Below are 24,356 nucleotides of genomic sequence, written 5' to 3' on the forward strand. Positions count from 1 at the left end.
ATGGAAACCCGAGCCCATCATGTGATGATCGGTCTATTCAGCGTGATCGTGGTGGTCGGCGCGATGCTGTTTGGCCTGTGGCTGGCCAAGTCCAGCGTCGACACGGCCTTCCAGGATTACGAAGTGATCTTCAACGAAGCGGTCAGCGGCCTGTCCCAGGGCAGCTCCGTGCAATACAGCGGGATCAAGGTCGGCGATGTCATCAGCCTGAGCCTGGACCCCAAGGACCCGCGCCGCGTGCTCGCACGCATCCGCCTCTCCGGCCAGACCCCGATCAAGGAAGACACCCAGGCCAAGCTGGCCCTGACCGGCATCACCGGTACGTCGATCATCCAGCTCAGCGGAGGTACGCCGCAAAGCCCGAAACTCAAGGGCAAGGACGGCGAACTGCCGCAAATCATCGCCTCGCCATCGCCCATCGCGCGCCTGCTGAATAACAGCAATGACCTGATGACCAGCGTCAACCTGCTGCTGCATAACGCCAACGAGATGTTCTCCCCGCAGAATGTCGAGCGCCTGAGCAACACTCTGGACCACCTGGAGCAGACCACTGGCGCCATCGCCGACCAGCGCGGCGATATCAAGGTGGTGATGCAACAACTGGTGCAGGTGAGCAAACAGGCCGGTGCCGCCCTGGAACAGACCACCGCGCTGATGCGCAATGCCAATGGCCTGCTCAGCGATCAAGGCAAGCAAGTGTTCGGCAGCGCCGAGCAAGCGATGAAATCCCTCGAACAAAGCACCGCGACCATCAACACCTTGCTGACCAACAACAAGGACTCGGTGAACAGCGGCATGCAAGGCCTCAACGAACTGGCGCCGGCCGTGCGCGAACTGCGCGAAACCCTCGGCTCGCTGCGCGCCATCTCCCGCCGCCTGGAAGCCAACCCCAGCGGTTACCTGCTGGGCAGCGACAAGAACAAGGAGTTCACGCCATGAAGCGTGCTTACCGACTGATCGCCCCTGTAGCGCTGGCCCTGGTCAGCGCCTGCTCGATCTTCCCCAAAACCGAGCCCTCGGACGTATACCGCCTGGCGTCCGCCCAGACGACCAACCGAGCCACGCCGGTGACCTGGTCGCTGCGCGTGAACAAGCCGCAGACCAGCGAGTTTCTCGACAGCCCGCGTATCGCCGTGGTGCCCAACGGTGACCTGATCAGCAGCTACGCCAACTCACGCTGGAGCGATCCGACGCCGGTGCTGCTGCGCAACCGCTTTATGGATGGCTTCCAACGCGATGGCCGGGTGACGCTGCTGAGTACCGACGACACCAATCTGCAGGCCGACTATGAGTTGGGCGGGCAATTGCAGGCGTTTCAGAGTGAATACCGGGGCAATGCGCTGGAGGTGGTGATTCGCCTGGATGCACGCCTGGTACGTGGGCGCGATCAGCGGATCGTCGCCAGCCAACGCTTTGAAATCCGCCAACCGGTGAGCGATACCAAAGTCCCGGCGGTCGTGGCCGGGTTTGGGCAGGCAGGGGATCAATTGAACAAGCAGGTGGTGGATTGGGTGGTGGCGCAGGGCAACAGTGCGTCGAAGGGCTAGGGCGGGAGCAAGCCCCCACAGTTGACCGTACTCATCCTGACGGAATGCGCTCAAGTGTGGGAGGGGGCTTGCTCCCGATAGCCTTCCAAGCCTTTAACCAAAGAACCAGTAGCACACCGAAATCGCCGCCACCACACCGGCAAACTCAGCCAGCAACGCGCACCCCACCGCATGCCGCGCCCGCTGGATGCCCACCGAGCCGAAATACACCGCCAACACATAGAAGGTGGTCTCGGTACTGCCCTGAACCGTCGCGGCCACCAGCGCCGGGAAGCTGTCGACGCCCTGGGTCTGCATGGTTTCGATCAACATCGCCCGCGCGGCACTGCCGGAGAACGGCTTGACCATCGCGGTCGGCAGCGCGTCGACAAAGCGCGTGTCCATGCCGGTCCAGGCCACCACATGGCGAATGCCTTCGAGGCCAAAATCCAGCGCCCCGGATGCACGCAACACGCCCACCGCGCAGAGCATCGCCACCAGATACGGCAGCAGGTTCTTGGCAACGTCGAAGCCCTCTTTGGCGCCTTCGACAAACGCCTCGTACACCTTGACCTTGCGCAACGCGCCGATCAGCAGGAACACCATGATCAGCCCGAACAACGTCAGGTTGCCGAGGATCGACGACAGCCCGGCCAGCGCGGTCGCCGACAAGGTCGCCAGCAGCGCCATGAACCCGCCCAACACCAGCGCACCCGGAATCAGGTACGCCAGCACCACCGGATCCCACAGCCGCAGGCGCTGCATCACCGCCACCGAGAGCAAGCCCGTCAGGGTCGACGCGCTGGTGGCCAGCAGGATCGGCAGGAACACCAGCGTCGGGTCGGCCGCGCCTTGTTGGGCGCGGTACATGAAGATGGTCACCGGCAACAGCGTCAGCGAGGACGCGTTGAGCACCAGGAACAGAATCTGCGCGTTACTCGCGGTATTGGGGATCGGGTTGAGTTCCTGCAGCGCCTTCATGGCCTTCAGGCCGATGGGCGTGGCGGCGTTGTCCAGGCCCAGGCCGTTGGCGGCGAAATTGAGGGTAATCAGGCCGATGGCGGGGTGGCCGGCGGGCACTTCCGGCATCAGGCGGCGGAACAGCGGGCCGAGGGCCTTGGCCAGCCAGTCGACGATCCCGGCCTTTTCAGCGATGCGCAAAAAGCCCAGCCATAACGTCAGGGTGCCGAACAGCAGCACCATCACTTCCACCGACAATTTGGCCATGGCGAAAATGCTCTCCACCATCGCCGCAAAAATCCCGGCGTTACCGCCGATCAGCCATTGCGCCAGTGCTGACACCATTGCCACGACAAAGAAGCCAAGCCACAGGCCATTGAGCATCAGTTGAATCCCCCGAAAGATGGGCCGAATGATAGCGGGGTCGGCAGAAACGACAAACCCCGGATTTCCCGGGGTTTGTTCGCATCACGCCGACATCAGCCGCGGCTGGTCTCACCGACCGGCAGCGCTTCTTTGCTGCGCCAGTGCGGCAGGGAGTTCCAGTAGCGCTCGCCCTTGGCGTCGTCGTACATGCCTTCCCAACGGGAGATGACCAACACCGCCAGGGCATTGCCGATCACGTTGAGCGCGGTACGCGCCATGTCCATGATGCGGTCGACACCGGCGATGAACGCCAGGCCTTCCAGCGGAATGCCGACACTGCCCAGGGTGGCCAGCAGCACCACGAAGGACACGCCCGGCACACCGGCGATGCCTTTGGAGGTGACCATCAGGGTCAGCACCAGCATCAGTTGCTGACCGATCGACAGGTCGATGCCATACAACTGCGCGATAAAGATCGCCGCAATGCTCTGGTACAGGGTCGAACCGTCGAGGTTGAACGAGTAGCCGGTCGGCACCACGAAGCTGCAGATGGCCTTCGGCGCACCGTAGGCTTCCATCTTCTCGATCACACGTGGCAACACGGTTTCGGAACTGGCGGTGGAATAGGCCAGCACCAGCTCATCCTTGAAGATGCGCATCAGCTTGATCACCGAGAAACCGAACAGACGGGCGATCAGGCCCAGGACCACAAAGGCGAAGAACAGGATGGCGACATAAACCAGGATCACCAGCTTGGCCAACGGCAGCAAGGAGGCGAAGCCGAAGTTGGCGACGGTCACCGCGATCAGCGCGAACACACCGATAGGCGCGTACTTCATAATCATGTGGGTGACTTTGAACATGCTTTCGGACACGCCCTGGAACATCGTCACCAGCGGTTCGCGCAGCTCGGGCTTGAGGCTCGACAGGCCGAGGCCGAACAGCACAGAGAAGAAAATGATCGGCAGCATCTCGCCACGGGCGACGGCGGCGAAGATGTTCGACGGGATCAGGTTGAGGATGGTCTGGACGAACGCATGCTCATGCTGCACTTCGGCCGCGGTCGCCTGGTACTTGGAAATATCCACGGTACCCAGGGTACTCATGTCGATACCGGTACCCGGATGGAAGAAGTTGGCCAGCAACAGGCCGACCACGATCGCGATGGTGGTGACGATCTCGAAGTAAAGAATGGTTTTGACGCCGATGCGACCGAGCTTTTTCGCGTCGCCGACCCCGGCAATACCGACGATCAGCGAGGAGATCACAATCGGGATCACGATCATCTTGATCAGGCGGATAAAGATATCGCCCGCGGGCTGCAGCACATTGCTGATCCACCAGGCCTTTTCAGCACTGAAATGGTTGAGCACTGCACCGATTGCGATCCCCAACACCAGACCGATGAGGATCTGCCAGGCGAGGCTTAGCTTTGCCTTCTTCATGTCATTACCCTTACTTCAAGTGGACCTAAGGCAAATGCGCCCGCTGCAACGCTCGGAAGCGAAAAAGTGTGTGCATCTGCCTCCATGGAAGGTCACCGCAGCGTGGCCGAAATGGCTTACTGGCAGGCGAAAAAAGGCGCAACTATTCCCATGCAAGGGAGCGACGTCTAATGCCGTAAACGCCTACCCTATGCCGAATCGGCATGACTTTTTTTGATAATAACTGTCCGAACGGTCAGTTCAAATGCGACATTTTGCCTGGCAGAAATGCCGTTAACCGGCCATTTCAGGCTTTCGCAGAGATTTTGCGCGACTTCGGGCCATTGGTAGAAATGTCTGGCAATTCAGAGTGCTGGCGTCAGAAATGTCCTATGGCGCAGACAAAACTTTCTCGATAGATGGTCGCTCGGACACACCAGGTAATGGTTGGGAACGTGTGAAAAGCCAATTCTCGACTAAGAACGGCATAGAGGTAGGAGAGCGGGGTCATAAGCTCGCCGCAAGTTCAGCAAGCGTGAGGGCTTGTGAACTTGCGTCGCAGCTTTTTTGCCTGACCCGGCCCTTGCGCAGGCACTCCCTGTACCCGTAGGTCACGCCGATCCAGTTGATCAGAGCAACCCGGCCCCCTGGTCATGCATCACTCTTGGCGAGCGACGCAGACAGAAAGAAGCGAGGGGCTTCTTTCTATAGATGCTGGTCCCGTTGATGACAGACGCATCAGACGGCACCTAGTACCAATTCGGATCTTTCTTCAGTTGCTCCATCAGCAACTTCTGCATGCCTGCGTCCGGCTTACCGATAAAACGGTAATCGGCGTGCCGTGTAGGCGACTTGTCCGCCGGCAATCCCGCCGGAACTTCCACCAACATGGCGTAGGCATCTTCCTTGTCGAAGCTAAAGGCGACGATCAGGCGCTTGTTCAGGCACGTGTCGGCAGTCTCGCAGAGCGGCCCGACCAAATACGTGTCGTCATCTTCTTCCACCGCATTCATTTGCTCGGCCGTACCCGACAGGTTCATCACCCATTCCGGCAGGCGCTCTTCTTTCTTCACCACGCTTTGCCAGGTCTCGCGGTATTGCGGGTCCGCGCTAAGCAGTTCGTTGGCCCGGGATTGGCCGTCGTTGGCGGCCATCGCCAGGCCGCTGCCGCCCAGGAGCAGGGCGGCAACCATGGCTTTAAAGGAAGGGGTCATGTTCAGCCTCGGCCGCGACGACCAAAGAAGAACGATGCGATGAACATCACCAGGAAGACGACAAAGAGAATCTTGGCGATACCCGTGGCGGTGCCCGCGATACCACCGAAGCCCAGGACTGCAGCCACAATGGCGATGATCAGAAATGTGATTGCCCAACTCAACATGGTGATTCTCCTTACGCTTCTATAAGAGGTAACAGCGGTAGTGCCGTACGGACGCTCAATACAAGCGTCCGATTTTGTTGCCTAGAAAACCCAACGTTCTTGGGTGGGCAGCTCGCCCAGGGTCGAATCCTGGTCGGCCACTCGTAGTTGCTTGGCAGTCACGCGGGCAGAAACGCCACCAACGGAACGGCGCTCAATGGAGCTGAAGTGAGTCTGGGTCGTCACCGGGCGTTCGAACGACGGGGCGTGCTGCTGACTCGACTGCCAATGCTGCAGTTGCTGGCCGGCAATCAGCGTGACCATCAGCGCCAGGCTGGCAAACAGGCCTTGCTGCAAGCGCAGTGGCGATAGACGCAGTTGGCTGGGGCTGTGGCGAGTCATGCTGATGTTCTCCCGCGTTCTGATTATTCGTTGGGGAAGCTATTGCAGAGCGCATGCCAGCTTTTTTGCAAAATAAATATTAATAAAATCAATGAGTTAAATATAAGCGGTTTGCCATTCACCTAGCATCCTGCACGATGCCCCCCCTGCGCGCCGTGCGAATTGCACGATGGCCAGTGGTCGGATCAAGGGACATAAAGCGGATATCGAGTTGCCGAAGTGGCAAGAAGGTATGAAAACGCCAGTCGCACGGGCTTTGTAGGAAGCGAGACACATACGTGCACGACGCTTCTTTTTTTAGATCAGAATGAACCATGCAACTTGCCCGATTATTCCGGGACTAAACACCATCATTCATAGTTAAGGAGCGCGGGACAGATGGAATCAGCCAAGGAACTTCAAGGCCGCATTCTTTTAGTGGATGACGAATCCGCAATCCTCCGCACCTTCCGTTATTGCCTGGAAGATGAAGGCTACACCGTGGCCACCGCCAACAGCGCCGCCCAAGCCGATGCGCTGATGCAGCGCCAAGTGTTCGATCTGTGCTTCCTCGACCTGCGCCTGGGTGAAGACGATGGCCTGGTGGTGCTGGCCCAGATGCGTATCCAGGCACCCTGGATGCGCGTGGTGATCGTGACGGCCCATTCGGCGGTCGATACCGCCGTGGACGCGATACAGGCCGGCGCCGCCGACTACCTGGTCAAACCCTGCAGCCCCGACCAACTGCGCCTGGCCACCGCCAAGCAGTTGGAGGTGCGCCAACTCTCCGCGCGCCTGGAAGCCCTCGAAGGCGAAGTGCGTCAGCCGAAAGACGGCCTCGATTCCCACAGCCCGTCGATGATGGCGGTGCTGGAAACCGCGCGCCAGGTGGCCGGCACCGATGCCAACATCCTGATCCTGGGCGAGTCCGGTACCGGTAAAGGCGAACTGGCCCGCGCCATCCACGGTTGGAGCAAGCGCGCGAAGAAATCCTGCGTGACCATCAACTGTCCGTCGCTGACAGCAGAATTGATGGAAAGCGAGCTGTTCGGTCACAGCCGCGGTGCCTTTACCGGCGCCAGCGAGAGCACCTTGGGCCGCGTCAACCAGGCGGACGGCGGTACGTTGTTTCTCGACGAGATCGGCGACTTTCCCCTTACGTTGCAACCCAAGTTGCTGCGTTTTATCCAGGACAAGGAATACGAGCGCGTGGGCGACCCGGTCACCCGTCGTGCCGATGTGCGCATCCTCGCCGCCACCAACCTGAACCTGGAAGACATGGTGCGCGACGGCCGCTTCCGCGAAGACCTGCTCTATCGCCTCAACGTCATCACCTTGCACCTGCCGCCGCTGCGCGAACGCAGCGAAGACATCCTGACCCTCGCCGACCGCTTCCTGGCGCGCTTCGTCAAGGAATACGCGCGGCCGGCACGCGGCTTCAGCGATGACGCACGCGAAGCGCTGCTGAACTATCGCTGGCCGGGCAATATCCGCGAGCTGCGCAACGTGGTGGAACGCGCCAGCATTATCTGTCCTCAGGAAAAAGTCGAAATCAGCCACCTCGGCATGGCCGAGCAGCCGACCAACAACGCCCCGCGCATCGGTGCGGCGCTGAGCCTGGACGAACTGGAGAAAGCCCACATCGGTGCGGTACTCGCCACCAGCGACACCCTGGACCAGGCCGCTCGCACCCTCGGTATCGACGCGTCGACCCTGTATCGCAAACGCAAACAGTACAACCTGTGAGCGGTACCCTATGAAGCTCGCGATGACACTGCGCACTCGATTGTTTCTGAGTATCTCAGCGCTGATTACCGTCGCCCTGCTCGGATTGATCCTCGGTCTGGTGAGCGTCATGCAGATGGCCAAGACCCAGGAGTCCTTGATTCGCAGCAACTTCATCACCCTGGACCTGGGGCTCAAGCTGCGCCAGAGCCTGGGCGACCAGTTGATCATGATGCTGGAGCAGCGCCCCGATCCCGAGGCGCTGAACATCGCCAAGCAGCAATACTTCGACCTGCTGGACCAAGGCATCACCCATGAACAGCGCAACGGCCAAGGCACCGGTTTCAGCCAGGCCAGAGGCCAGTATCAGGCTCTGCTGGAAGCGTTTGACCAATCCCAGCAACCGTCGCCGCCACCGGGCAGTAAGGAAAAACTCACCGAAACCTTCAATGTGCTGCGCAACGGCCTGATCGACGAACACAAGCAGGCGTTGGAAAACATCAGCAACAGCGAACACAAGTCCCGCGAACGCGCCTTGCTGATCGCCGGCCTGCTGGGGTTGGTGGGGCTCGCGGTGCTGATCATCGGATTTGTCACCGCCCATGGCATCGCCCGACGGTTTGGCGGGCCGATCGAAGCGTTGGCCAAAGCGGCGGACAAGATCGGGCAGGGTGACTTTGAAGTGACGCTGCCGATCTCTTCGGCGGCCGAAATGAACCAGTTGACCCGGCGCTTCGGCATCATGGCCGAGGCCCTGCGCCAGCATCAGGCGACCAACATCGACGAACTGCTGGCCGGCCAGCAGCGCCTGCAAGCCGTGCTCGACAGCATCGATGACGGCCTGCTGATGATCGACCGCGAAGGCCGCCTGGAGCACCTCAACCCTGTCGCACAGCGCCAATTGGGTTGGGATGAAGAGCGTCTCGGCCAGGGCCTGGGCGAAGCACTGGTACGCCCGGAACTGGACGAACAACTGCAACTGGTGCTGCGTGGCGGCAACCTGGAACGGGCCCCGGAGGACCTGGAAGTGGAAGTCGAGGGCGAACTGCGCCTGCTGACCTACAGCCTGACGCCCGTCAGTCATACCCAGGGGCATATTCTCGGCGCGGTGATGGTGCTGCATGACGTCACCGAACAACGCGCCTTCGAACGGGTGCGCAGCGAGTTCGTGTTGCGCGCCTCCCATGAGCTGCGTACGCCGGTGACCGGTATGCATATGGCGTTCGGCTTGTTCCGCGAGCGCGCAAAGTTTCCCGCCGACTCCCGTGAAGCGGACTTGCTGGATACGGTCAATGAAGAAATGCAGCGCCTGATGCAGTTGATCAACGACTTGCTCAACTTCTCGCGCTACCAGAATGGCCTGCAGAAACTGACCTTGGGGCCCTGCGACGTCATCGACCTGCTTGAACACGCCCGCGCGCGCTTCGTGGAGCAAGCCCATACGCAACATATCGAACTGCTGGTAGAAGCCCAGTCCGACCTGCCGCGACTCTATGCCGATCAGGCACAACTGGAACGGGTACTCGACAACCTGCTGGGCAACGCCCTGCGCCATACCGCCGAAGGCGGACAGATTCGCCTGCAGGCGCGTCGCCATGGTGAACGGGTGATTATCAGCGTCGAGGACAACGGCGAGGGTATTGCCTACGGACAGCAGGGACGGATCTTCGAACCCTTCGTCCAGGTCGGCCGCAAGAAAGGCGGCGCCGGCCTAGGGCTGGCGCTGTGCAAGGAGATCGTGCAATTGCACGGCGGCCGCATGGGCGTGTATTCGCGGCCGGGGCAGGGCACCCAGTTCTATATGGCGCTTCCCTTGTAGGAACCGCCTGTTGCGGCGAGGGCGCTTGCTCCTGCAATCAACGCCCGTTCAAGACCCGCAAGATTGCGGCACTTTCAGCATCCGGCGTGCCATCAAACAGCGACGGGCGGAAATGCATCTGGAACGCGGCGATCACATGACGCGTGGCAACATCCAGCTCACCGGTCTGGGGCGTCTGGTAGCCCAGATGGGCCAACTCTTCCTGGAACCAGGTGATGCTCGGCAGCTCCGTGGCGTATTGCGCCTGGAAGCGCGCAACGGCCTGGGCCTCCGGCCACACGCCCAACCCTTCGGCCGCCAGGCGTTTCCAGGGGAACAACGGGCCGGGGTCCAGCTTGCGCAGTGGCGCGATGTCGCTGTGACCAATGATGTTCTTGGGGTCGATGCCATTCCGCTTGCTGATGTCCTTGAGCAGCACCACCAATGATTTCACCTGCGCTTCAGAATACGGGTACCACAAGCGACCGGTCGGGGTGTCCTTGTAGCCAGGGTTCACAATCTCGATACCGATGGAACTGGAGTTGAGCCAGGTGCGGCCCATCCACTCGCTTTCCCCGGCATGCCAGGCGCGCTGGCTTTCATCGACCAGCTTGTAAATGGTGGCGGAGGCGTCGTCGCCGATCAGGTAATGGCTGCTGACCTGACCATGGGTGAGCAGCGCCAGGGAGCGCTCAAGGCTGGCCGAAGTGTAGTGGACGACCACGAACTGCACGCGGTTGTCGTAGTTCACCGAGGGGTGACGGGTATCGAATCGAGGGCCGCTGGCGCAGCCCGAGAGCAGGAGAAAAACAAAGGCGAAGTACAAGGATTTCATGGCGGAAGGCAATACGCAGAAGAAAGTAATGCAACAGTGTAACGTACCGTTTATGGCGCGGCGGTCAAATTACAAAACGGAACATCTTTTACGCCGCCTGCACCTGGTTGCGCCCTGCAGCCTTGGCCCGATACAACGCCGCGTCGGCACGCTTGAGTGCCACATCGCTGCGTTCTCCCGGCTGGAACTGCGCCACCCCCATGGACACGGTGATTGTCACCGGCTCACCCTTGAAGTGAAACGGACACGCTTCAATCGCCGCGCGCAACACCTCGCCCGCGGCCAGCGCATCCGTCAGCGACGAGTTGGGCATCAGCATTACAAACTCTTCACCGCCAAAGCGCGCAATGAAGTCGCTTGCGCGCAGACGCTTGCGCAGCACGCTGGCGATAATCTTCAGCACCTTGTCGCCGGCCAGGTGGCCATAGCCGTCGTTGATGCGCTTGAAGTGGTCCAGGTCGAGCATGGCCAGCGATAGGCTGTTGCCACGCTGGTGCCAAAGGTTGACCTCCTGATCGAGCCGCTCGCTCCAGGCTGCGCGGTTTGGCAGGCCGGTGAGCGGATCGAGCAGTGCTTTCTGGCGTTGCACCTCCAGGTGCTCCCGATAGCCCTGGGCCTCCTGCTCCATGTTGGAGACTCGTTCGGCCAGCCCCTTCAGACGCGCCGCCACCTCCTGCTCGCGCTGGTCTCGTTGCTGCTGGTGCTCGTCCATGGTGCCGAGCAAACCTTCCAGATGGCTTTCCAATACATGCTTGAGGCTGTCCAGGTCGGCGGCCTCCTGCACGCTGCTTTGCAAGCCGTCGACCTGTTCGCGGATCTGCGTATCCAGCTCCCTGGCGGCGGAACGACTGTCGGCATGGCCGTCACTGGCGATCTGCAAATGCCCCTGGAACGCTTCGAGGCGCTCGTTGAGTTGCTTGAGATACGCCTCGAACTCGTGCTGGCCACTGTCGGTGACAGCCAGCATCAACACCGCAAGGTCATCGAGGATCGGCAACAGTTCGTACCAGTTCAAACCATGGGTCAGACGCTCACGCATGGCTTCGGCCTGGGGCCGATGGCGCTCAGGCAAAGACAGGTCGTCCAGCAGGCCGAGCAGGGTACCTTCGATGTGTTTGGCCACGGAGCTGTAGGAGGGCTCCGGCGAATCCGGTAAGGAATACAGCCCGTCGGACAGCAGCTCATCGGGGTCAGGCTCCTGCGCCTCGAGCACGGGAGGCAGTGACAGGCTGCCGATAACCGTCTCATCGGGCGGCGTATCAAGCTGAACCACAGGCGTTTCGATAAAGGCCGCGAGGGCGCTCTGCGGCGCGGCTTGCTCTGCCTGAGGCGCGTGCTTCTCGGGCTCGACACGTGCGACGGGAACCTCAACAGGCGCCGCCGGAGCCGGAGCCTCGTAGACAAACGTTTCGCTGGCAGCCTCGACATTGGCCGGCGCCGCGGGCTCTGGCTGCGGGGCAACCGGCGCTTGAGACTGTGGCGCAAAGGCGCGCAAGGCGAGTGTCAGTTCCTCGGATTGTTCGGGCACCTGAGGCTCGGTGACCGGCTTGACCTCGACAGGTTGGGGCGCCGGGCTGGCGGCCGACGGGCTTGCAGCGGGCTCAGTCGCCACGTCCTTGGCCCCAAACAGGCGCTGCAACAGCCCTGGCCCGGGGCGTGTGGTTTCTCCGTCCGGTTCGAGGTTATTCAGCGCCTGCCCTTGCAGGCCGCTCAACTCGCTGAGCAGCAAAGGGATCTCGCGGGCCTGGCTGACTCGCCCGTCCAATTGCTTGGCAAAGGTTTTCAGCGGACGCGCGACCTCACGCGGCAGCGGCAGTTTTTGCAATTGGGTGACCAGGGAGGTCAGCGCGGTGTTGATCTGCTCCACCCGGGTTTCGCGACGCTGCTCAGAATCCAGCACGGCTTTTTCCAGGCGCGGCAGCAAGGCGGAAAGGGCCGCATCCATATCGTCCGTACGGACAACGTCACGCATTTCCTTCATGCATTGATCGACCGCGCGGTCGGTACCTTCAGCCGCCAGCGTGCTGCGTACCAGCCCCCGGCGCAGCAGGTCGAGCCGGGCAGCCCAACGGCGTTCGAGCTTCTCTTGTTGCTCGATACTGTGCAGGTATTTTTCTTTCCAGCGCTGGGCGTCGTCGCTCATGCAAGGGGTCCGCGAGGGCCGGGGCTCAACGCGGGCAATGCATCGGCCGTGAGCGAACCCGGCAGACGAATCTCTACCGCGACCGGCAGGTGATCGGAGATGGGCTGCGCCAAAACCTGCACGCTTTCGAGCGTCAGGCTTGGGCTGAGCAGGATATGGTCAAGACAGCGTTGCGGACGCCAGCTAGGGAACGTGGCTTCGACTTGCGGCGCCAGGAGCCCAAGGTCGCGCAATGGGGAGTTCAGCAACAGGTCGTTGGCATGGGTGTTCATGTCCCCCATCAACACCTGGTGCTTGTAATTGCCAATCAGCTCGCGAATGTAGGCCAGTTGCAGGGTGCGGGCTCGCGCCCCCAACGCCAGGTGCATCATCACCACCACCAAGGCTTCAGGACCTTCGCCAAAGCGCACGAGGATCGCCCCCCGGCCCTTGGGGCCTGGCAATGGGTGATCTTCGATGACTGATGGCTTCAAGCGACTGAGCACGCCATTACTGTGCTGCGCCAGGCGCCCGAGGTTGCGATTGAGTTGCTGGTACCAATAGGGGAAGGCACCGAGCTGGGCCAGGTGTTCCACCTGGTTGATATAGCCCGAGCGCATGCTGCCGCCGTCGGCTTCCTGCAGAGCGACCAGGTCGAAGTCATTCAACAGGGTGCCGATCTTCTGCAGGTTGTCGGCACGCCCCTGGTGGGGCAGCACGTGCTGCCAGCCACGGGTGAGGTAGTGCCGGTATTTCTCGGTACTGATGCCCACCTGAATGTTGAAGCTGAGCAGCCGCAGACGGCTGTCCGGCGGCAGGCCCGTGGACGCCAAGTGATGTTCGTTGACCTGCGGATCATGCAGGCCGACAACGCGTTCGGTACCCCAGCGGCGCATGACGAGCCCCTTACTTGGCTGCCCGCTCTTTGGCGATCAACTGGTCGGCGACGTTGAGGGTCTGCTCAGGACCACCGGTGCTGCCCAGGTCGAAACGGTATTTGCCGTTGACGATCATGGTCGGTACGCCTTGCACGCCATAAGCCACGGCCAGTTTCTTGGCCGCTTCGATCTGGCCCTTGATGGCGAAGGAATTGAAGGTGGCCAGGAACTTGTCCTTGTCGACACCTTGAGTAGCGACGAAGTCAGCCATTTCCTCAGGCTTGGTCAGGCGCTTGCCTTGTTTCTGGATGGCGTCGAATACCGCGTTATGGACCTTGTGCTCCACCCCCATGGCTTCCAGGGTCAGGAATAGCTGACCGTGGGCATCCCATGGCCCGCCGAACATGGCCGGGATACGCTTGAAGTTCACGTCGGAAGGCAGTTTCTCAACCCATGGATTGATGGTCGGTTCAAAAGCGTAGCAATGCGGGCAACCGTACCAGAACAGCTCCACCACTTCGATCTTGCCCGGTACCGATACGGCAACAGGGTTGGCCAATTCAACGTAGGTTTTACCGGCTTCAAGCGGCACATCGGCGGCTTGTGCGGTGATGCCGAAGAGGCTGGCAGTGACGAGAGCGGCGCTGAGGATCAGATTACGCATGCTTTACTCCTGGACAAATAAAGTCGCCTCACGCGACCTTTGCTGTGACAGGTCTACGCGGGCATGAGTTCGTTAGTGTAACGGCACCGGCCACAAAAAAGGGCAGCCTGGGCCACCCTTTTTATGCTTGCATCGCGGGATTAATCGAGTGTTAACGTTACTGGGCCAATCAATGCAGACCCTGGATGTAGCTGGACAGCGCTTCGATATCTTTGTCCGATAGTTTGGCAGCAACGTCTGTCATCATTCTGTTGTTGGCATCGCCATCGATGTAGCGAGCCTTCTCGCGGAAGTCCTTCAATTGTTTGGCGACGTATTGAGCGTGCTGACCACTCAGGTGAGGGTAGCCTGCCTCTGCGAGACCACTGCCGTCTGCGATGTGGCAAGCCTTGCAGGCGGACATACCGCCGATAGGCTGGCTTTCAGCGAGCTTACCGCCCTGAAACAATTCTCGACCTTTCTCGACCAACTTCGGATCAGCAGCTCCCACACTGCCTTTCTGGCTGGAGAAGTACGCAGCGATATCCGCCAGATCCTGGTCGCTGAGGTTGGTCAGCAGGCCGGTCATTTCCAGCACCACACGCTTGCCACTTTTGATGTCGTGCATCTGCTTGGTCAGGTAATTCTCACCCTGGCCGGCCAGTTTAGGGAAGTTCGGCGCCGGGCTATTACCATCCGGTCCATGGCAAGCACCACACACGGCGGCTTTCGCCTGACCCGCAGTAGCGTTGCCTGCAGCATGGGCAACACCGGTGATGCCTAAGGTCAACAGCAGACTCACGATCAGTTTGTTCATCAGCTAATCCAACTACGGCTAAGGGTTTAAGAGTTATCAACCGGGTTTACTCACCATCATTTCAATGATGGCCTGGTAACCCTCGGTCCTGCAGTCCATGCACAAACCACGCGGCGGCATTGCCTTGAAACCCTGAGTCACGTATCGCACCAGCGTCTCCATGCCCTGCGCCAGTCTTGGCGCCCAGGCTGCCTGGTCACCCCGTTTGGAGGCGTTCGGCAGTTGGCCGGCATGGCAAGCCACGCAAACTCGGTTGTACACCACTTCCGGATCCTGTGTAGCCTGAGCGCCGAAAAACGGAATCAGGACACCGATAGCGAGCAACCATCTGGTCATACATCGACCTTTTCAGGGTTTGAGAGCGTTTTGCGTTCTAATGCGCAATAAAGGTCTATCGCTCCCGTGAACTCCGTCCTTCACTGGGACAAAGCACACACAAAATCTGCGGCATTATATACTGGCGCTACTGAAACGGAAACGACACCGCTTGCCGCACCCTTTCTCGGCACCGCCCACATCGGAAATCTCATGCAACTCAAGAACCCCATCCTCGGCCTGTGCCAACAGTCCACCTTCATGCTCAGCGCCGCCAAAGTGGACCAATGCCCGGATGACGAAGGCTTTGAAGTCGCCTTTGCCGGTCGCTCCAACGCCGGTAAATCCAGTGCGCTGAACACCCTGACCCACGCCAGCCTGGCGCGCACCTCGAAAACCCCGGGCCGCACGCAGTTGCTCAACTTCTTCAAGCTAGACGATGATCGACGTCTGGTCGACCTGCCGGGCTACGGTTATGCAAAAGTTCCTATCCCGCTGAAGCTGCACTGGCAGCGTCACTTGGAGGCTTACCTGGGTGGTCGGGAGAGTTTGAAGGGGCTGATCCTGATGATGGACATCCGTCATCCAATGACCGACTTCGACCTGCTGATGCTCGACTGGGCCGTCGCCAGCGGCATGCCGATGCACATTCTGCTGACCAAAGCCGACAAGCTGACCTACGGCGCCGCGAAGAACACGCTGCTCAAGGTGCAGTCGGAAATCCGTAAAGGTTGGGGTGACACGATCACCATCCAGCTGTTCTCGGCCCCCAAGCGCCTGGGCCTGGAAGAGGCTTACACCGTGCTGGCCGACTGGATGGAGTTGGCGGACAAGGGCGCGCAAATCGCGGAATAACTTTTCTGCGGGCAAAAAAAACCCCGGACTTCTTATGGGGAGGGGAAGTTCGGGGTTCAAGTTCCGGACCGCTAGGGCGGGGTCCAGATATCTGCCAACACTTAACACAACATAGGAGCATTGAAGGGCTTCACCACCCATTCAGTAACTCTGAGTAGCAATTCACGGGTTAAGTTCCAGCAGGCTAAAAAAACTATTGGGAATAACCGACGTCGATTTCCGAACTAAAGCACTCTGCCACCACGCCAGGTGGTGGCAAAACCCCGGAATCAGTGAGCTTCGTCCCAGTTATCCCCCACGCCCACGTCCACCAGCAGCGGCACATCCAGTTGCGCGGCAGCGCTCATGTGCTCGCGAATCTTCTCGCTGACTTCTGCGACCAGATCCTCACGCACCTCAAGCACCAGTTCGTCGTGTACCTGCAGGATAACCTTGGCGTCCAGGCCCGAATCGGTCAGCCAGTTGTCCACGCGCACCATGGCTTTCTTGATGATATCTGCCGCCGTGCCCTGCATCGGTGCGTTGATCGCCGTGCGTTCTGCGGCCGCGCGCTCCTGAGGTTTGTTGGAATGGATATCCGGCAAGTACAGCCGGCGCCCGAAGAGGGTTTCGACATAGCCTTGATCGGCAGCCTGGGCACGGGTGCGCTCCATATACTCACGAACCCCGGGATAGCGGGCGAAGTAGACATCGATATACGCCTTGGCCGTCTTGGTATCGACGCCGATGTCCTTGCCCAGCTTCTGCGCACCCATGCCGTAGATCAGGCCAAAGTTGATGGCCTTGGCGCTGCGGCGCTGATCAGAGGTGACCTTATCCAGCTCGACCTTGAACACTTCGGCTGCCGTGGCCGTGTGCACGTCCAGGTTATGGCGGAAGGCATTCATCAGCCCCTCGTCCTTCGACAGGTGCGCCATGATTCGCAGCTCGATCTGCGAATAATCCGCCGCCAGCAGTTTGTAACCCTTGGGCGCGATAAATGCCTGGCGGATGCGCCGCCCTTCAGCGGTGCGCACTGGAATGTTCTGCAGGTTCGGGTCACTGGAAGACAGGCGCCCGGTGGCCGCCACCGCCTGGTGATAGGACGTATGGATGCGCTGGGTACGCGGGTTGATCTGTTCCGGCAAACGGTCGGTGTAGGTGCTTTTCAGCTTGCTCATGCTGCGGTACTGCATCAGCACCTTGGGCAGCGGATAGTCATCTTCGGCCAGCTTGGCCAGCACTTCTTCGGCCGTCGAAGCTTGTCCCTTGCCGGTCTTTTTCAGTACCGGCAGGCCGAGCTTTTCGTAGAGGATCGCGCCGAGCTGCTTAGGCGAACCCAGGTTGAACGCCTCACCGGCGATCTCGAAGGCCTGGCGCTCGAGCTCAACCATCTTGTTGCCCAGCTCAATGCTCTGAACGCCGAGCAACTGCGCATCCACCAGGGCGCCCTGGCGCTCGATGCGCGCCAGCACCGGCACCAACGGCATCTCGATATCCGTCAGCACACTGGCCAGGCTCGGAATGGCTGCCAATTGCGCGAACAGGGCCTGATGCAGACGCAGGGTCACGTCGGCGTCTTCGGCGGCGTAGGGGCCGGCCTGTTCCAGCGGGATCTGGTCGAACGTCAGTTGCTTGGCGCCCTTGCCGGCGATGTCCTGGAAGCTGACGGTGTCATAGTCCAGGTACTTCTTGGCCAGGCTGTCCATATCATGCCGGGTCGCGGTGGCATTCAACACATAGGACTCAAGCATGGTGTCGAAGGCGATGCCGCGTACGATTATGCCCTGAGTAGGGTCGCCGCCGATGGCGCAGTTCGCGAGAATATTCATGTCGAACTTGGCATGCTGGCCGACCTTTAGCTTGGCCGGGTCTTCCAGCAGCGGCTTCAAGGCCAGCAACACGCTATCGCGATCCAGTTGCTCCGGTACGCCCATGTAGGAATGGGTCAGTGGGATGTAGGCCGCTTCATGGGGCTGGACGGCGAACGACACCCCCACCAATTGCGCCTGTTGGGCGTCGATACCGGTGGTTTCGGTGTCGAATGCGAACAATGTCGCGTCGTTGAGCTTCTTCAGCCAGGTGTCGAAGGTCGCCTGGTCGAGGATGGTGGTGTACGTCGCCTCTGCGGGCGCAACGACCACTGCCTCAGTGACCTCTTCGACGACCGGCGCCGCGTCGGTCGACGCCTTGAGCTCCACGCGCCTGGTATCGCGTTGAATCTCTTCGTACCAGCTCTTGAACTCCAGGAGGGCATACAGCTCCAGGAGTTTTTCGCGGTCCGGCTCGATCAGGTGCAGGTCGTCCAAGCCCACGTCCAGCGGTACATCGACCTTGATGGTCGCCAACTGATATGACAGGAACGCCATTTCCCGATGCTCTTGCAGCTTGGCCGGCAACGTCTTGGCGCCCCGGATAGGCAAGGTCGGCACAATATCCAATTGCTCATAAAGCTCTTTCAGGCCGCCATTCACGCCCACCAGCAAGCCGGAAGCCGTCTTGGGACCAATGCCCGGAACGCCGGGGATGTTGTCGGACGAATCGCCCATCAACGCCAGGTAATCGATGATTTGCTCCGGAGCGACGCCAAATTTCTCCTTTACGCCCTCGATGTCCATCGAGCTACCGGTCATGGTGTTGACCAAGGTAATGTGCCCGTCGACCAACTGCGCCATGTCCTTATCGCCGGTAGAAATCACCACCGGCCGGTTGGCGGCCGCGCTGCTGCGGGCGAGGGTGCCGATCACGTCATCGGCCTCCACGCCTTCGACACACAGCAACGGGAAGCCCAAAGCGATCACGCTCTGATGCAGCGGCTCGATTTGCAGACGCATGTCATCGGGCATGCTCGGACGGTGGGCTTTATATTCGGCGTACATTTCATCGCGAAAAGTCCCACCCTTGGCGTCGAACACCACCGCGAACGGGCTGTCCGGATACTGTTTGCGCAGGCTTTTGAGCATGTTCAACACGCCCTTGACCGCACCGGTCGGCAGGCCTTTGGAGGTGGTCAGCGGTGGCAGCGCGTGGAAGGCGCGGTACAGATAAGAAGAACCGTCCACCAGGACGAGGGGTGCTTGGCTCATGAGCAGGATCAACCTTTTCGGCGGGTCTGGCGCTAGAATAGCCGGACCATTGAAAACAGAGGGACAAGGTTATCATGCGTACACTCAATCGCCTGCTGTTGACCGGCCTGATCGCACTCGCTCCGATGGCTGCCATCGCGGCGGACAGCGCCCCGTCGGGTGATCCGGAAGTTACCATTCGCACGGAAGGTGACAGAACCATTCAGGAGTACCGCCAAAATGGTTTCCTGTACGCAATCAAAATTACGAAGAAAGGCTTTCGACCGTATTTCCTGGTGCGCGCGGACGGAACCGATGCGAACTTCATCCGCTCTGACCAGCCGGATATGCTGATCCCGTCATGGAAGATCTTCGAATGGAAATGATTTCTTAACTTCAATTGGCGCCGCGCACTGCGGCGCCCGTACTGGCAGTTTTAACCATGTCTGTGTTCACCCCCCTGGCTCGGCCCGAGCTGGAAACTTTTCTCGCCCCTTATGGCCTCGGCCGCCTGCTTGACTTCCAGGGGATTGCTGCCGGTAGCGAAAACACCAATTTCTTTATCAGCCTGGAGCAGGGCGAGTTCGTCCTGACCCTGGTTGAGCGCGGCCCGGTCGCGGAAATGCCATTCTTCATCGAACTGCTCGACGTGCTCCACGACGCCGACCTGCCGGTGCCTTATGCCTTGCGCACCACCGATGGCGTAGCCCTGCGTACGCTGGCGGGCAAGCCAGCGCTGTTGCAGCCGCGCCTGGCCGGCAAGCACATCAAGGACGCCAACGCGCAGCATTGTGCTCAGGTCGGTGACCTGCTTGGCCATCTGCACCTGGCGACTCAAGGCGAAAAGGTGCTGGAGCGCAAGACCGACCGCGGGCTCGATTGGATGCTCAGCGAAGGTGCGCAGCTGATTTCGCACTTGAACGACACGCAGCAACGCCTGCTGCAGGCTGCACTGACGGAAATCGAAGCCCACAAGGCTGACATCCTCGCCCTGCCACGCGCCAACGTTCACGCCGACCTGTTCCGCGACAACGCGATGTTCGAAGGCACCCACCTGACCGGCCTGATCGACTTCTATAACGCCTGCTCGGGGCCGATGCTGTACGACGTGGCGATTGCGCTGAATGACTGGTGCTCGGACGCCGATGGCTTGATCGACGGGCCACGCGCCCGTGCACTGCTGGGCGCCTACGCGGGCCTGCGGCCGTTCACGGCCAAGGAGGCCGAGTTGTGGCCGACGATGTTGCGGGTAGCGTGCGTGCGGTTCTGGCTGTCACGGCTGATCGCAGCGGAATCGTTCGCCGGGCAGGATGTGTTGATCCATGACCCGGCCGAGTTCGAACATCGGCTGGCGCAGCGGCAGCAGGTCGCCGTCCACCTGCCGTTCGCCCTCTAAAAGACCTGCTCGGTCAAAAAATGTGGGAGCGGGCTCGCTCGCTCCCGCAAGGGTTATGCATTGGCGATCAGAGGGATTCCAGGCAACCGGCCAAGTCATTGCCCAACTTCTCCAGAACCTGTTCGTACCCCTGGGCCGTGGCCGGGGTGTAGCCGCCCAGCGCATCCAGCTCAGCCAGTTTCACCGGCAGCCCGGCGACCAACGTCTCGGCCAGACGCGGACGCAGCGGCGGTTCGCTGAACACACACGTCTTGCCCACTTCCTGCAGACGCGTACGCATCGCCGCCACATGCTGGGCACCCGGTTGCACTTCGGCGGCAACGCTGAACACACCGGTATGCTTGAGGCCATAAGCGTCTTCGAAATAATCGAAGGCTTCGTGGAACACGAAGTACGGTTTGTCACTGATCGGCGCCAGACGGGCTTTCAAGCGCGCATCCAGGGCGTCCAGGCGCTCATCGAAGGCCTTCAGGTTGCTCTGGTAACGCGCCGCATGGCTCGGGTCGGCAGCGCTGAGGTCAGATGCCATGCGCGCGGCGATCACGCGGGCGTTTACGGTCGACAGCCACAAGTGCGCATCCAGGCTGCCGGGGCGGTGATCGTGGTCGTGTTCGTCGGCATCGTCGGCGTGGGAATGGCTATCTTCGGCGAAACGGCGGAGTTTCATGCCCGGAAGGTCCTGCACCGCCACCGTTGTCGCCGTACGACCTTTGAGCACGCGAGGCAGGAAGCCTTCCATGTCTGGCCCGATCCAATACAGCAGGTCCACCGACTGCACGCGCCGTACGTCGGATGGGCGCAACGCATAGTTATGCGGCGATGCACCCGGCGGCAACAACACCTCCGGGACCGCCACACCGTCCTGCACCGCCGCCGCAATCAACTGCAACGGCTTGATGCTGGCCAGCACCTTGACCTCGGCCTGAGCGGCGCCGGTGACGAGCAAACTGGCGACAAATGCGACAAAAACGGGAAAAAGTCGGGACACGATGACCACTCAATGGCGTAGGAACGGGTAACATAATAACGTCTCTATCAAATATCTGTCGCCGCTCATGCCTATAACACCGCTTGCCAGCCGTCCCCATGACCATTCTCACTGCGTGCATACCGCGCTGTCGGAGGCCGACATCCTGTGCGCGCAGAAGGGCTTGCGCCTGACTGCCTTGCGCCGCCGCGTGCTGGAACTGGTGTGGCAGAGCCACAAGCCGCTGGGCGCGTACGACATTCTCGGTGTGCTCAGCGAGCAGGACGGGCGCCGGGCGGCGCCGCCCACGGTGTACCGCGCGCTGGATTTCCTGCTGGAAAACGGCCTGGTGCACCGCATCGCTTCGCTTAATGCCTTTGTCGGCTGCAACCACCCGGAACATGCGCATCAGGGCCAGTTCCTGATCTGCCGCGAATGCCACGCCGCCATCGAACTTGAACAAAAAAGCATCAGCGACGCCATTATCAAGAGCGCCGCAGAGGTTGGCTTCCAAGTCGAAGGGCAAACAGTCGAAGTGGTCGGTCTCTGCTCGGGCTGCCAGGGGGCTTGATGAGCAACGCGTTAATCCGCCTGGAACAGGTAGGGGTCACATTCGCCGGGCAAAAGGTGCTGGATAACATCGCACTGAGCGTGGAGCCGGGGCAGATCGTCACCCTGATCGGCCCCAACGGCGCCGGCAAGACTACCTTGGTGCGCGCCGTGCTCGGTCTGCTCAAGCCCGACACCGGCAGCGTGTGGCGCAAGCCCAAGCTGCGCGTGGGCTATATGCCGCAGAAGCTGCATGTCGATCCGACCCTGCCACTGTCCGTGCTGCGCTTTCTGCGCCTGGTGCCCGGCGTGGACCGCACTCGCGCCCAGGCAGCGCTTCAGGAAGTCGGCGCCCAACAAGTGATCGACAGCCCGGTGCAAAGCATCTCCGGCGGCGAAATGCAGCGCGTCCTGCTGGCCCGCGCCCTGCTGCGCGAACCGCAATTGCTGGTGCTCGATGAACCCGTGCAAGGCGTCGACGTCGCCGGCCAGGCCGAACTGTACAGCCTGATCACCCGCCTGCGCGACCGCCTTGGCTGCGGCGTGCTGATGGTCTCCCACGATTTGCACCTGGTGATGAGCACCACCGACCAAGTGGTGTGCCTGAACCACCACGTGTGCTGCTCCGGCCACCCGGAACAGGTCAGCGGCGACCCGGCCTTCGTCGAGCTGTTCGGCAAGAATGCCCAGAGCCTGGCGATTTACCACCACCGTCATGACCACGCCCATGACCTGCATGGCGCCGTGGTCGACGATCCCGCTGCACCCCACACTCACGTTCATGGAGATAGCTGCAAGCATGGCTGATTTTCTGCTCTACGCCCTGCTGGCAGGCTTGGCTCTGGCGTTGGTGGCGGGCCCGCTGGGCTCGTTCGTGGTCTGGCGGCGCATGGCGTATTTTGGCGACACCTTGTCCCACGCCGCGCTGCTGGGCGTGGCCCTGGGCTTCTTGCTGGATGTGAGCCCGACCATCGCCGTGACCGTGGGCTGCCTGCTGCTGGCGGTGCTGCTGGTGACCCTGCAACAGCGCCAGCCGCTGGCTTCCGACACCCTGCTCGGCATCCTGGCGCCCAGCACCTTGTCCCTGGGCCTGGTGGTGCTGAGCTTCATGCATGAAGTGCGCATCGACCTGATGGCCTACCTGTTCGGCGACCTGCTGGCGATCAGCCCGATGGATCTTTCGTGGATTCTCGGCGGTAGCGCCGCCGTGCTGGTGCTGTTGATAACGCTGTGGCGCCCATTGCTGGCCATCACCGTGCACGAAGAGCTGGCCACGGTGGAAGGCTTGCCCGTGCCCGCGCTGCGCATGGCCCTGATGTTGTTGATCGCGGTGGTGATCGCTGTCGCGATGAAGATTGTCGGCGTATTGTTGATCACATCGCTGCTGATCATTCCAGCCGCCGCCGCCCAACGTCACGCCCGCTCGCCGGAGCAGATGGCGATCGGTGCCAGCCTGCTGGGAATGCTCGCCGTGTGTGGGGGCCTGGCGTTGTCCTGGTTCAAGGACACGCCAGCCGGGCCGTCGATTGTGGTGACGGCCGCCGCCCTGTTTCTGCTGAGTTTTGTCCTGCCCCGTCGAGGGGTGTAGACTTGCTCGCTTTTTGCGCAAATAGAGAGTCGCAGGAATGAAGCTGTTCACCTCCCGTTATCTGCTCCTTGCCGCATTTTCCCTGCTGCTGGGCGCCTGTCAAAATACACCGCCCGCTGCCCCCGAAGCCCCGGACGCTCGTGCTGCGGCCATCGCGCAGCTAGAGCAAAACCTCGCCAGCAGTGAGCTGGCCACCGCCGAAGACCAGTTGGCCGCCTTGCAGGCCCAATCGCCCAACGACCCGGCCCTGGAGGCTTATCAGCGCCAATTGGCCGAAGCCTACCTACAGCGCAGCCAGATCGTGCTGCAAAAAGGTGATGTCAACGCCGCTGCCACCGCCCTGAGCCGTGCCCGCGCGCTGATGCCCAAGGCCCCGGCGCTGACCGGCGGCGTCAACAGCGCCATTACCCACGCCCGCAAAGCCGAGCTGGACAGAGCCGAGGAAGCCCTTAAAGCCGCCGAAGCCAAGCCCGCCGCCAAGGTCATCGACCCCGCCGCACAAAGCACCACCGTCGCACTGAACCTCACCGATATTGACGAACTGCGTCATCAACTGGATGCCATCGCCACCGACGTGGTGAATTACCAGTGCGATGTGAGCATCCAGGCGCCGCGCACCCAGGATTACCCATGGCTGGCCACGCTGCTGACCAAACGGGTGAAGCGCATCGATTCGGACTATGACCTGAAGATCCACCGGCAGATTCTGAAGAATATTCCGGCGCAGATCGTGCTGATTCCGCGCAAGGCGGAATAAAACCATCGGGAGCAAGCCCCCTCCCACATTTGAAATGCATTCCAAGTGTG

The 24,356-nt window shown here is 61.0% G+C and carries 24 protein-coding genes; 11 read left to right on the forward strand and 13 right to left on the reverse strand.

From position 1 onward, the window contains the following. Both ACLH0J_RS03235 and ACLH0J_RS03240 read left to right on the forward strand, forming a co-directional pair. On the forward strand, positions 1 to 939 hold the full coding sequence (locus ACLH0J_RS03235; protein WP_411390844.1) for an MlaD family protein: 939 nt from the start codon (positions 1 to 3) through the stop codon (positions 937 to 939). Beyond that, positions 936 to 1,547: an ABC-type transport auxiliary lipoprotein family protein gene (locus ACLH0J_RS03240; RefSeq protein WP_411390845.1), complete on the forward strand. Its 612-nt coding sequence runs from the start codon at positions 936 to 938 to the stop codon at positions 1,545 to 1,547. Before ACLH0J_RS03235 ends, ACLH0J_RS03240 begins: the two co-directional genes overlap by 4 nt. A gap of 93 nt (positions 1,548 to 1,640) precedes the next feature. Here ACLH0J_RS03240 and ACLH0J_RS03245 read toward each other — a convergent pair whose 3' ends face one another. The 5 genes from ACLH0J_RS03245 to ACLH0J_RS03265 form a co-directional block, all read right to left on the reverse strand. Further along, positions 1,641 to 2,870: a nucleoside recognition domain-containing protein gene (locus ACLH0J_RS03245; RefSeq protein ID WP_411390846.1), complete on the reverse strand. Its 1,230-nt coding sequence runs from the start codon at positions 2,868 to 2,870 to the stop codon at positions 1,641 to 1,643. A 95-nt stretch (positions 2,871 to 2,965) separates the two neighbouring features. Beyond that, entirely contained in the window at positions 2,966 to 4,297 is a 1,332-nt protein-coding gene (gltP, locus tag ACLH0J_RS03250; protein WP_411390847.1) for a glutamate/aspartate:proton symporter GltP, read from the reverse strand. A gap of 728 nt (positions 4,298 to 5,025) precedes the next feature. After that, a complete protein-coding gene (locus tag ACLH0J_RS03255) occupies positions 5,026 to 5,490 on the reverse strand; it encodes an inhibitor of vertebrate lysozyme family protein (RefSeq protein WP_411390848.1) in 465 nt (154 codons plus the stop codon). A gap of 2 nt (positions 5,491 to 5,492) precedes the next feature. Further along, entirely contained in the window at positions 5,493 to 5,657 is a 165-nt protein-coding gene (locus ACLH0J_RS03260) for a DUF1328 domain-containing protein (RefSeq protein ID WP_003170804.1), read from the reverse strand. 81 nt (positions 5,658 to 5,738) lie between these two features. Next, positions 5,739 to 6,038 (reverse strand): hypothetical protein, encoded by a 300-nt coding sequence (locus tag ACLH0J_RS03265; protein ID WP_411390849.1) that lies wholly within the window; start codon positions 6,036 to 6,038, stop codon positions 5,739 to 5,741. A 378-nt stretch (positions 6,039 to 6,416) separates the two neighbouring features. Between ACLH0J_RS03265 and algB the strand changes: the two genes are divergently transcribed. Continuing rightward, entirely contained in the window at positions 6,417 to 7,763 is a 1,347-nt protein-coding gene (algB, locus tag ACLH0J_RS03270; protein ID WP_411390850.1) for a sigma-54-dependent response regulator transcription factor AlgB, read from the forward strand. Positions 7,764 to 7,773: 10 nt separating this feature from the next. Further along, the gene (locus ACLH0J_RS03275; RefSeq protein WP_411390851.1) at positions 7,774 to 9,561 is read left to right on the forward strand and encodes an ATP-binding protein; all 1,788 of its coding nucleotides are present in this window, start codon (positions 7,774 to 7,776) and stop codon (positions 9,559 to 9,561) included. Between the two features lie 37 nt (positions 9,562 to 9,598). Here the strand turns inward: ACLH0J_RS03275 and ACLH0J_RS03280 are convergent, their stop codons facing one another. The 6 genes from ACLH0J_RS03280 to ACLH0J_RS03305 all read right to left on the reverse strand — a co-directional run bounded on the left by ACLH0J_RS03280 (position 9,599) and on the right by ACLH0J_RS03305 (position 15,171). Then, the gene (locus ACLH0J_RS03280) at positions 9,599 to 10,375 is read right to left on the reverse strand and encodes an N-acetylmuramoyl-L-alanine amidase (RefSeq protein WP_411390852.1); all 777 of its coding nucleotides are present in this window, start codon (positions 10,373 to 10,375) and stop codon (positions 9,599 to 9,601) included. 88 nt (positions 10,376 to 10,463) lie between these two features. Continuing rightward, positions 10,464 to 12,518, reverse strand: coding sequence for a GGDEF domain-containing protein (locus ACLH0J_RS03285; protein WP_411390853.1), 2,055 nt, complete (start codon positions 12,516 to 12,518; stop codon positions 10,464 to 10,466). Then, positions 12,515 to 13,393, reverse strand: a complete 879-nt coding sequence (locus ACLH0J_RS03290) for an endonuclease/exonuclease/phosphatase family protein (protein WP_411390854.1) — start codon at positions 13,391 to 13,393, stop codon at positions 12,515 to 12,517. Before ACLH0J_RS03290 ends, ACLH0J_RS03285 begins: the two co-directional genes overlap by 4 nt. Positions 13,394 to 13,403: 10 nt before the next feature. Further along, complete coding sequence (locus ACLH0J_RS03295) at positions 13,404 to 14,039, reverse strand: thiol:disulfide interchange protein DsbA/DsbL (protein ID WP_411390855.1); 636 nt, start codon at positions 14,037 to 14,039, stop codon at positions 13,404 to 13,406. 169 nt (positions 14,040 to 14,208) lie between these two features. Then, positions 14,209 to 14,835 (reverse strand): c-type cytochrome, encoded by a 627-nt coding sequence (locus tag ACLH0J_RS03300; protein WP_411390856.1) that lies wholly within the window; start codon positions 14,833 to 14,835, stop codon positions 14,209 to 14,211. A 36-nt stretch (positions 14,836 to 14,871) separates the two neighbouring features. Further along, complete coding sequence (locus ACLH0J_RS03305; protein WP_411390857.1) at positions 14,872 to 15,171, reverse strand: c-type cytochrome; 300 nt, start codon at positions 15,169 to 15,171, stop codon at positions 14,872 to 14,874. Between the two features lie 192 nt (positions 15,172 to 15,363). On the opposite strand from ACLH0J_RS03305, the gene yihA reads away from it, so the two are divergent. Continuing rightward, positions 15,364 to 16,005 carry a ribosome biogenesis GTP-binding protein YihA/YsxC gene (gene yihA, locus ACLH0J_RS03310; RefSeq protein WP_411390858.1) on the forward strand — a complete coding sequence of 214 codons (642 nt, stop codon included), beginning with the start codon at positions 15,364 to 15,366 and terminating at the stop codon, positions 16,003 to 16,005. A gap of 269 nt (positions 16,006 to 16,274) precedes the next feature. On the opposite strand, the gene polA is transcribed toward yihA, so the two are convergent. Continuing rightward, positions 16,275 to 19,070: a DNA polymerase I gene (polA, locus tag ACLH0J_RS03315; protein ID WP_411390859.1), complete on the reverse strand. Its 2,796-nt coding sequence runs from the start codon at positions 19,068 to 19,070 to the stop codon at positions 16,275 to 16,277. Between the two features lie 74 nt (positions 19,071 to 19,144). Between polA and ACLH0J_RS03320 the strand changes: the two genes are divergently transcribed. Next, complete coding sequence (locus tag ACLH0J_RS03320) at positions 19,145 to 19,435, forward strand: DUF2782 domain-containing protein (protein WP_411390860.1); 291 nt, start codon at positions 19,145 to 19,147, stop codon at positions 19,433 to 19,435. Between the two features lie 56 nt (positions 19,436 to 19,491). After that, positions 19,492 to 20,445 (forward strand): homoserine kinase, encoded by a 954-nt coding sequence (locus ACLH0J_RS03325; protein ID WP_411390861.1) that lies wholly within the window; start codon positions 19,492 to 19,494, stop codon positions 20,443 to 20,445. A gap of 67 nt (positions 20,446 to 20,512) precedes the next feature. Here the strand turns inward: ACLH0J_RS03325 and znuA are convergent, their stop codons facing one another. After that, positions 20,513 to 21,442, reverse strand: coding sequence for a zinc ABC transporter substrate-binding protein ZnuA (znuA, locus tag ACLH0J_RS03330; RefSeq protein ID WP_411390862.1), 930 nt, complete (start codon positions 21,440 to 21,442; stop codon positions 20,513 to 20,515). 58 nt (positions 21,443 to 21,500) lie between these two features. Between znuA and zur the strand changes: the two genes are divergently transcribed. The 4 genes from zur to ACLH0J_RS03350 are packed head-to-tail and all read left to right on the forward strand — an operon-like array spanning position 21,501 to position 24,306. After that, positions 21,501 to 21,983, forward strand: a complete 483-nt coding sequence (gene zur, locus ACLH0J_RS03335; protein ID WP_411390863.1) for a zinc uptake transcriptional repressor Zur — start codon at positions 21,501 to 21,503, stop codon at positions 21,981 to 21,983. Further along, entirely contained in the window at positions 21,983 to 22,768 is a 786-nt protein-coding gene (znuC, locus tag ACLH0J_RS03340) for a zinc ABC transporter ATP-binding protein ZnuC (protein WP_411390864.1), read from the forward strand. The genes zur and znuC overlap by 1 nt, the downstream gene beginning before the upstream one ends. Continuing rightward, complete coding sequence (gene znuB, locus ACLH0J_RS03345; RefSeq protein WP_411390865.1) at positions 22,761 to 23,549, forward strand: zinc ABC transporter permease subunit ZnuB; 789 nt, start codon at positions 22,761 to 22,763, stop codon at positions 23,547 to 23,549. Before znuC ends, znuB begins: the two co-directional genes overlap by 8 nt. A gap of 37 nt (positions 23,550 to 23,586) precedes the next feature. Next, on the forward strand, positions 23,587 to 24,306 hold the full coding sequence (locus tag ACLH0J_RS03350) for a PA5502 family lipoprotein (RefSeq protein ID WP_411390866.1): 720 nt from the start codon (positions 23,587 to 23,589) through the stop codon (positions 24,304 to 24,306). Positions 24,307 to 24,356 lie beyond the last annotated feature (50 nt).

Origin of the sequence: Pseudomonas sp. MPB23, assembly GCF_046605395.1 — a bacterium.
In the GTDB taxonomy this organism is placed as follows: domain Bacteria; phylum Pseudomonadota; class Gammaproteobacteria; order Pseudomonadales; family Pseudomonadaceae; genus Aquipseudomonas.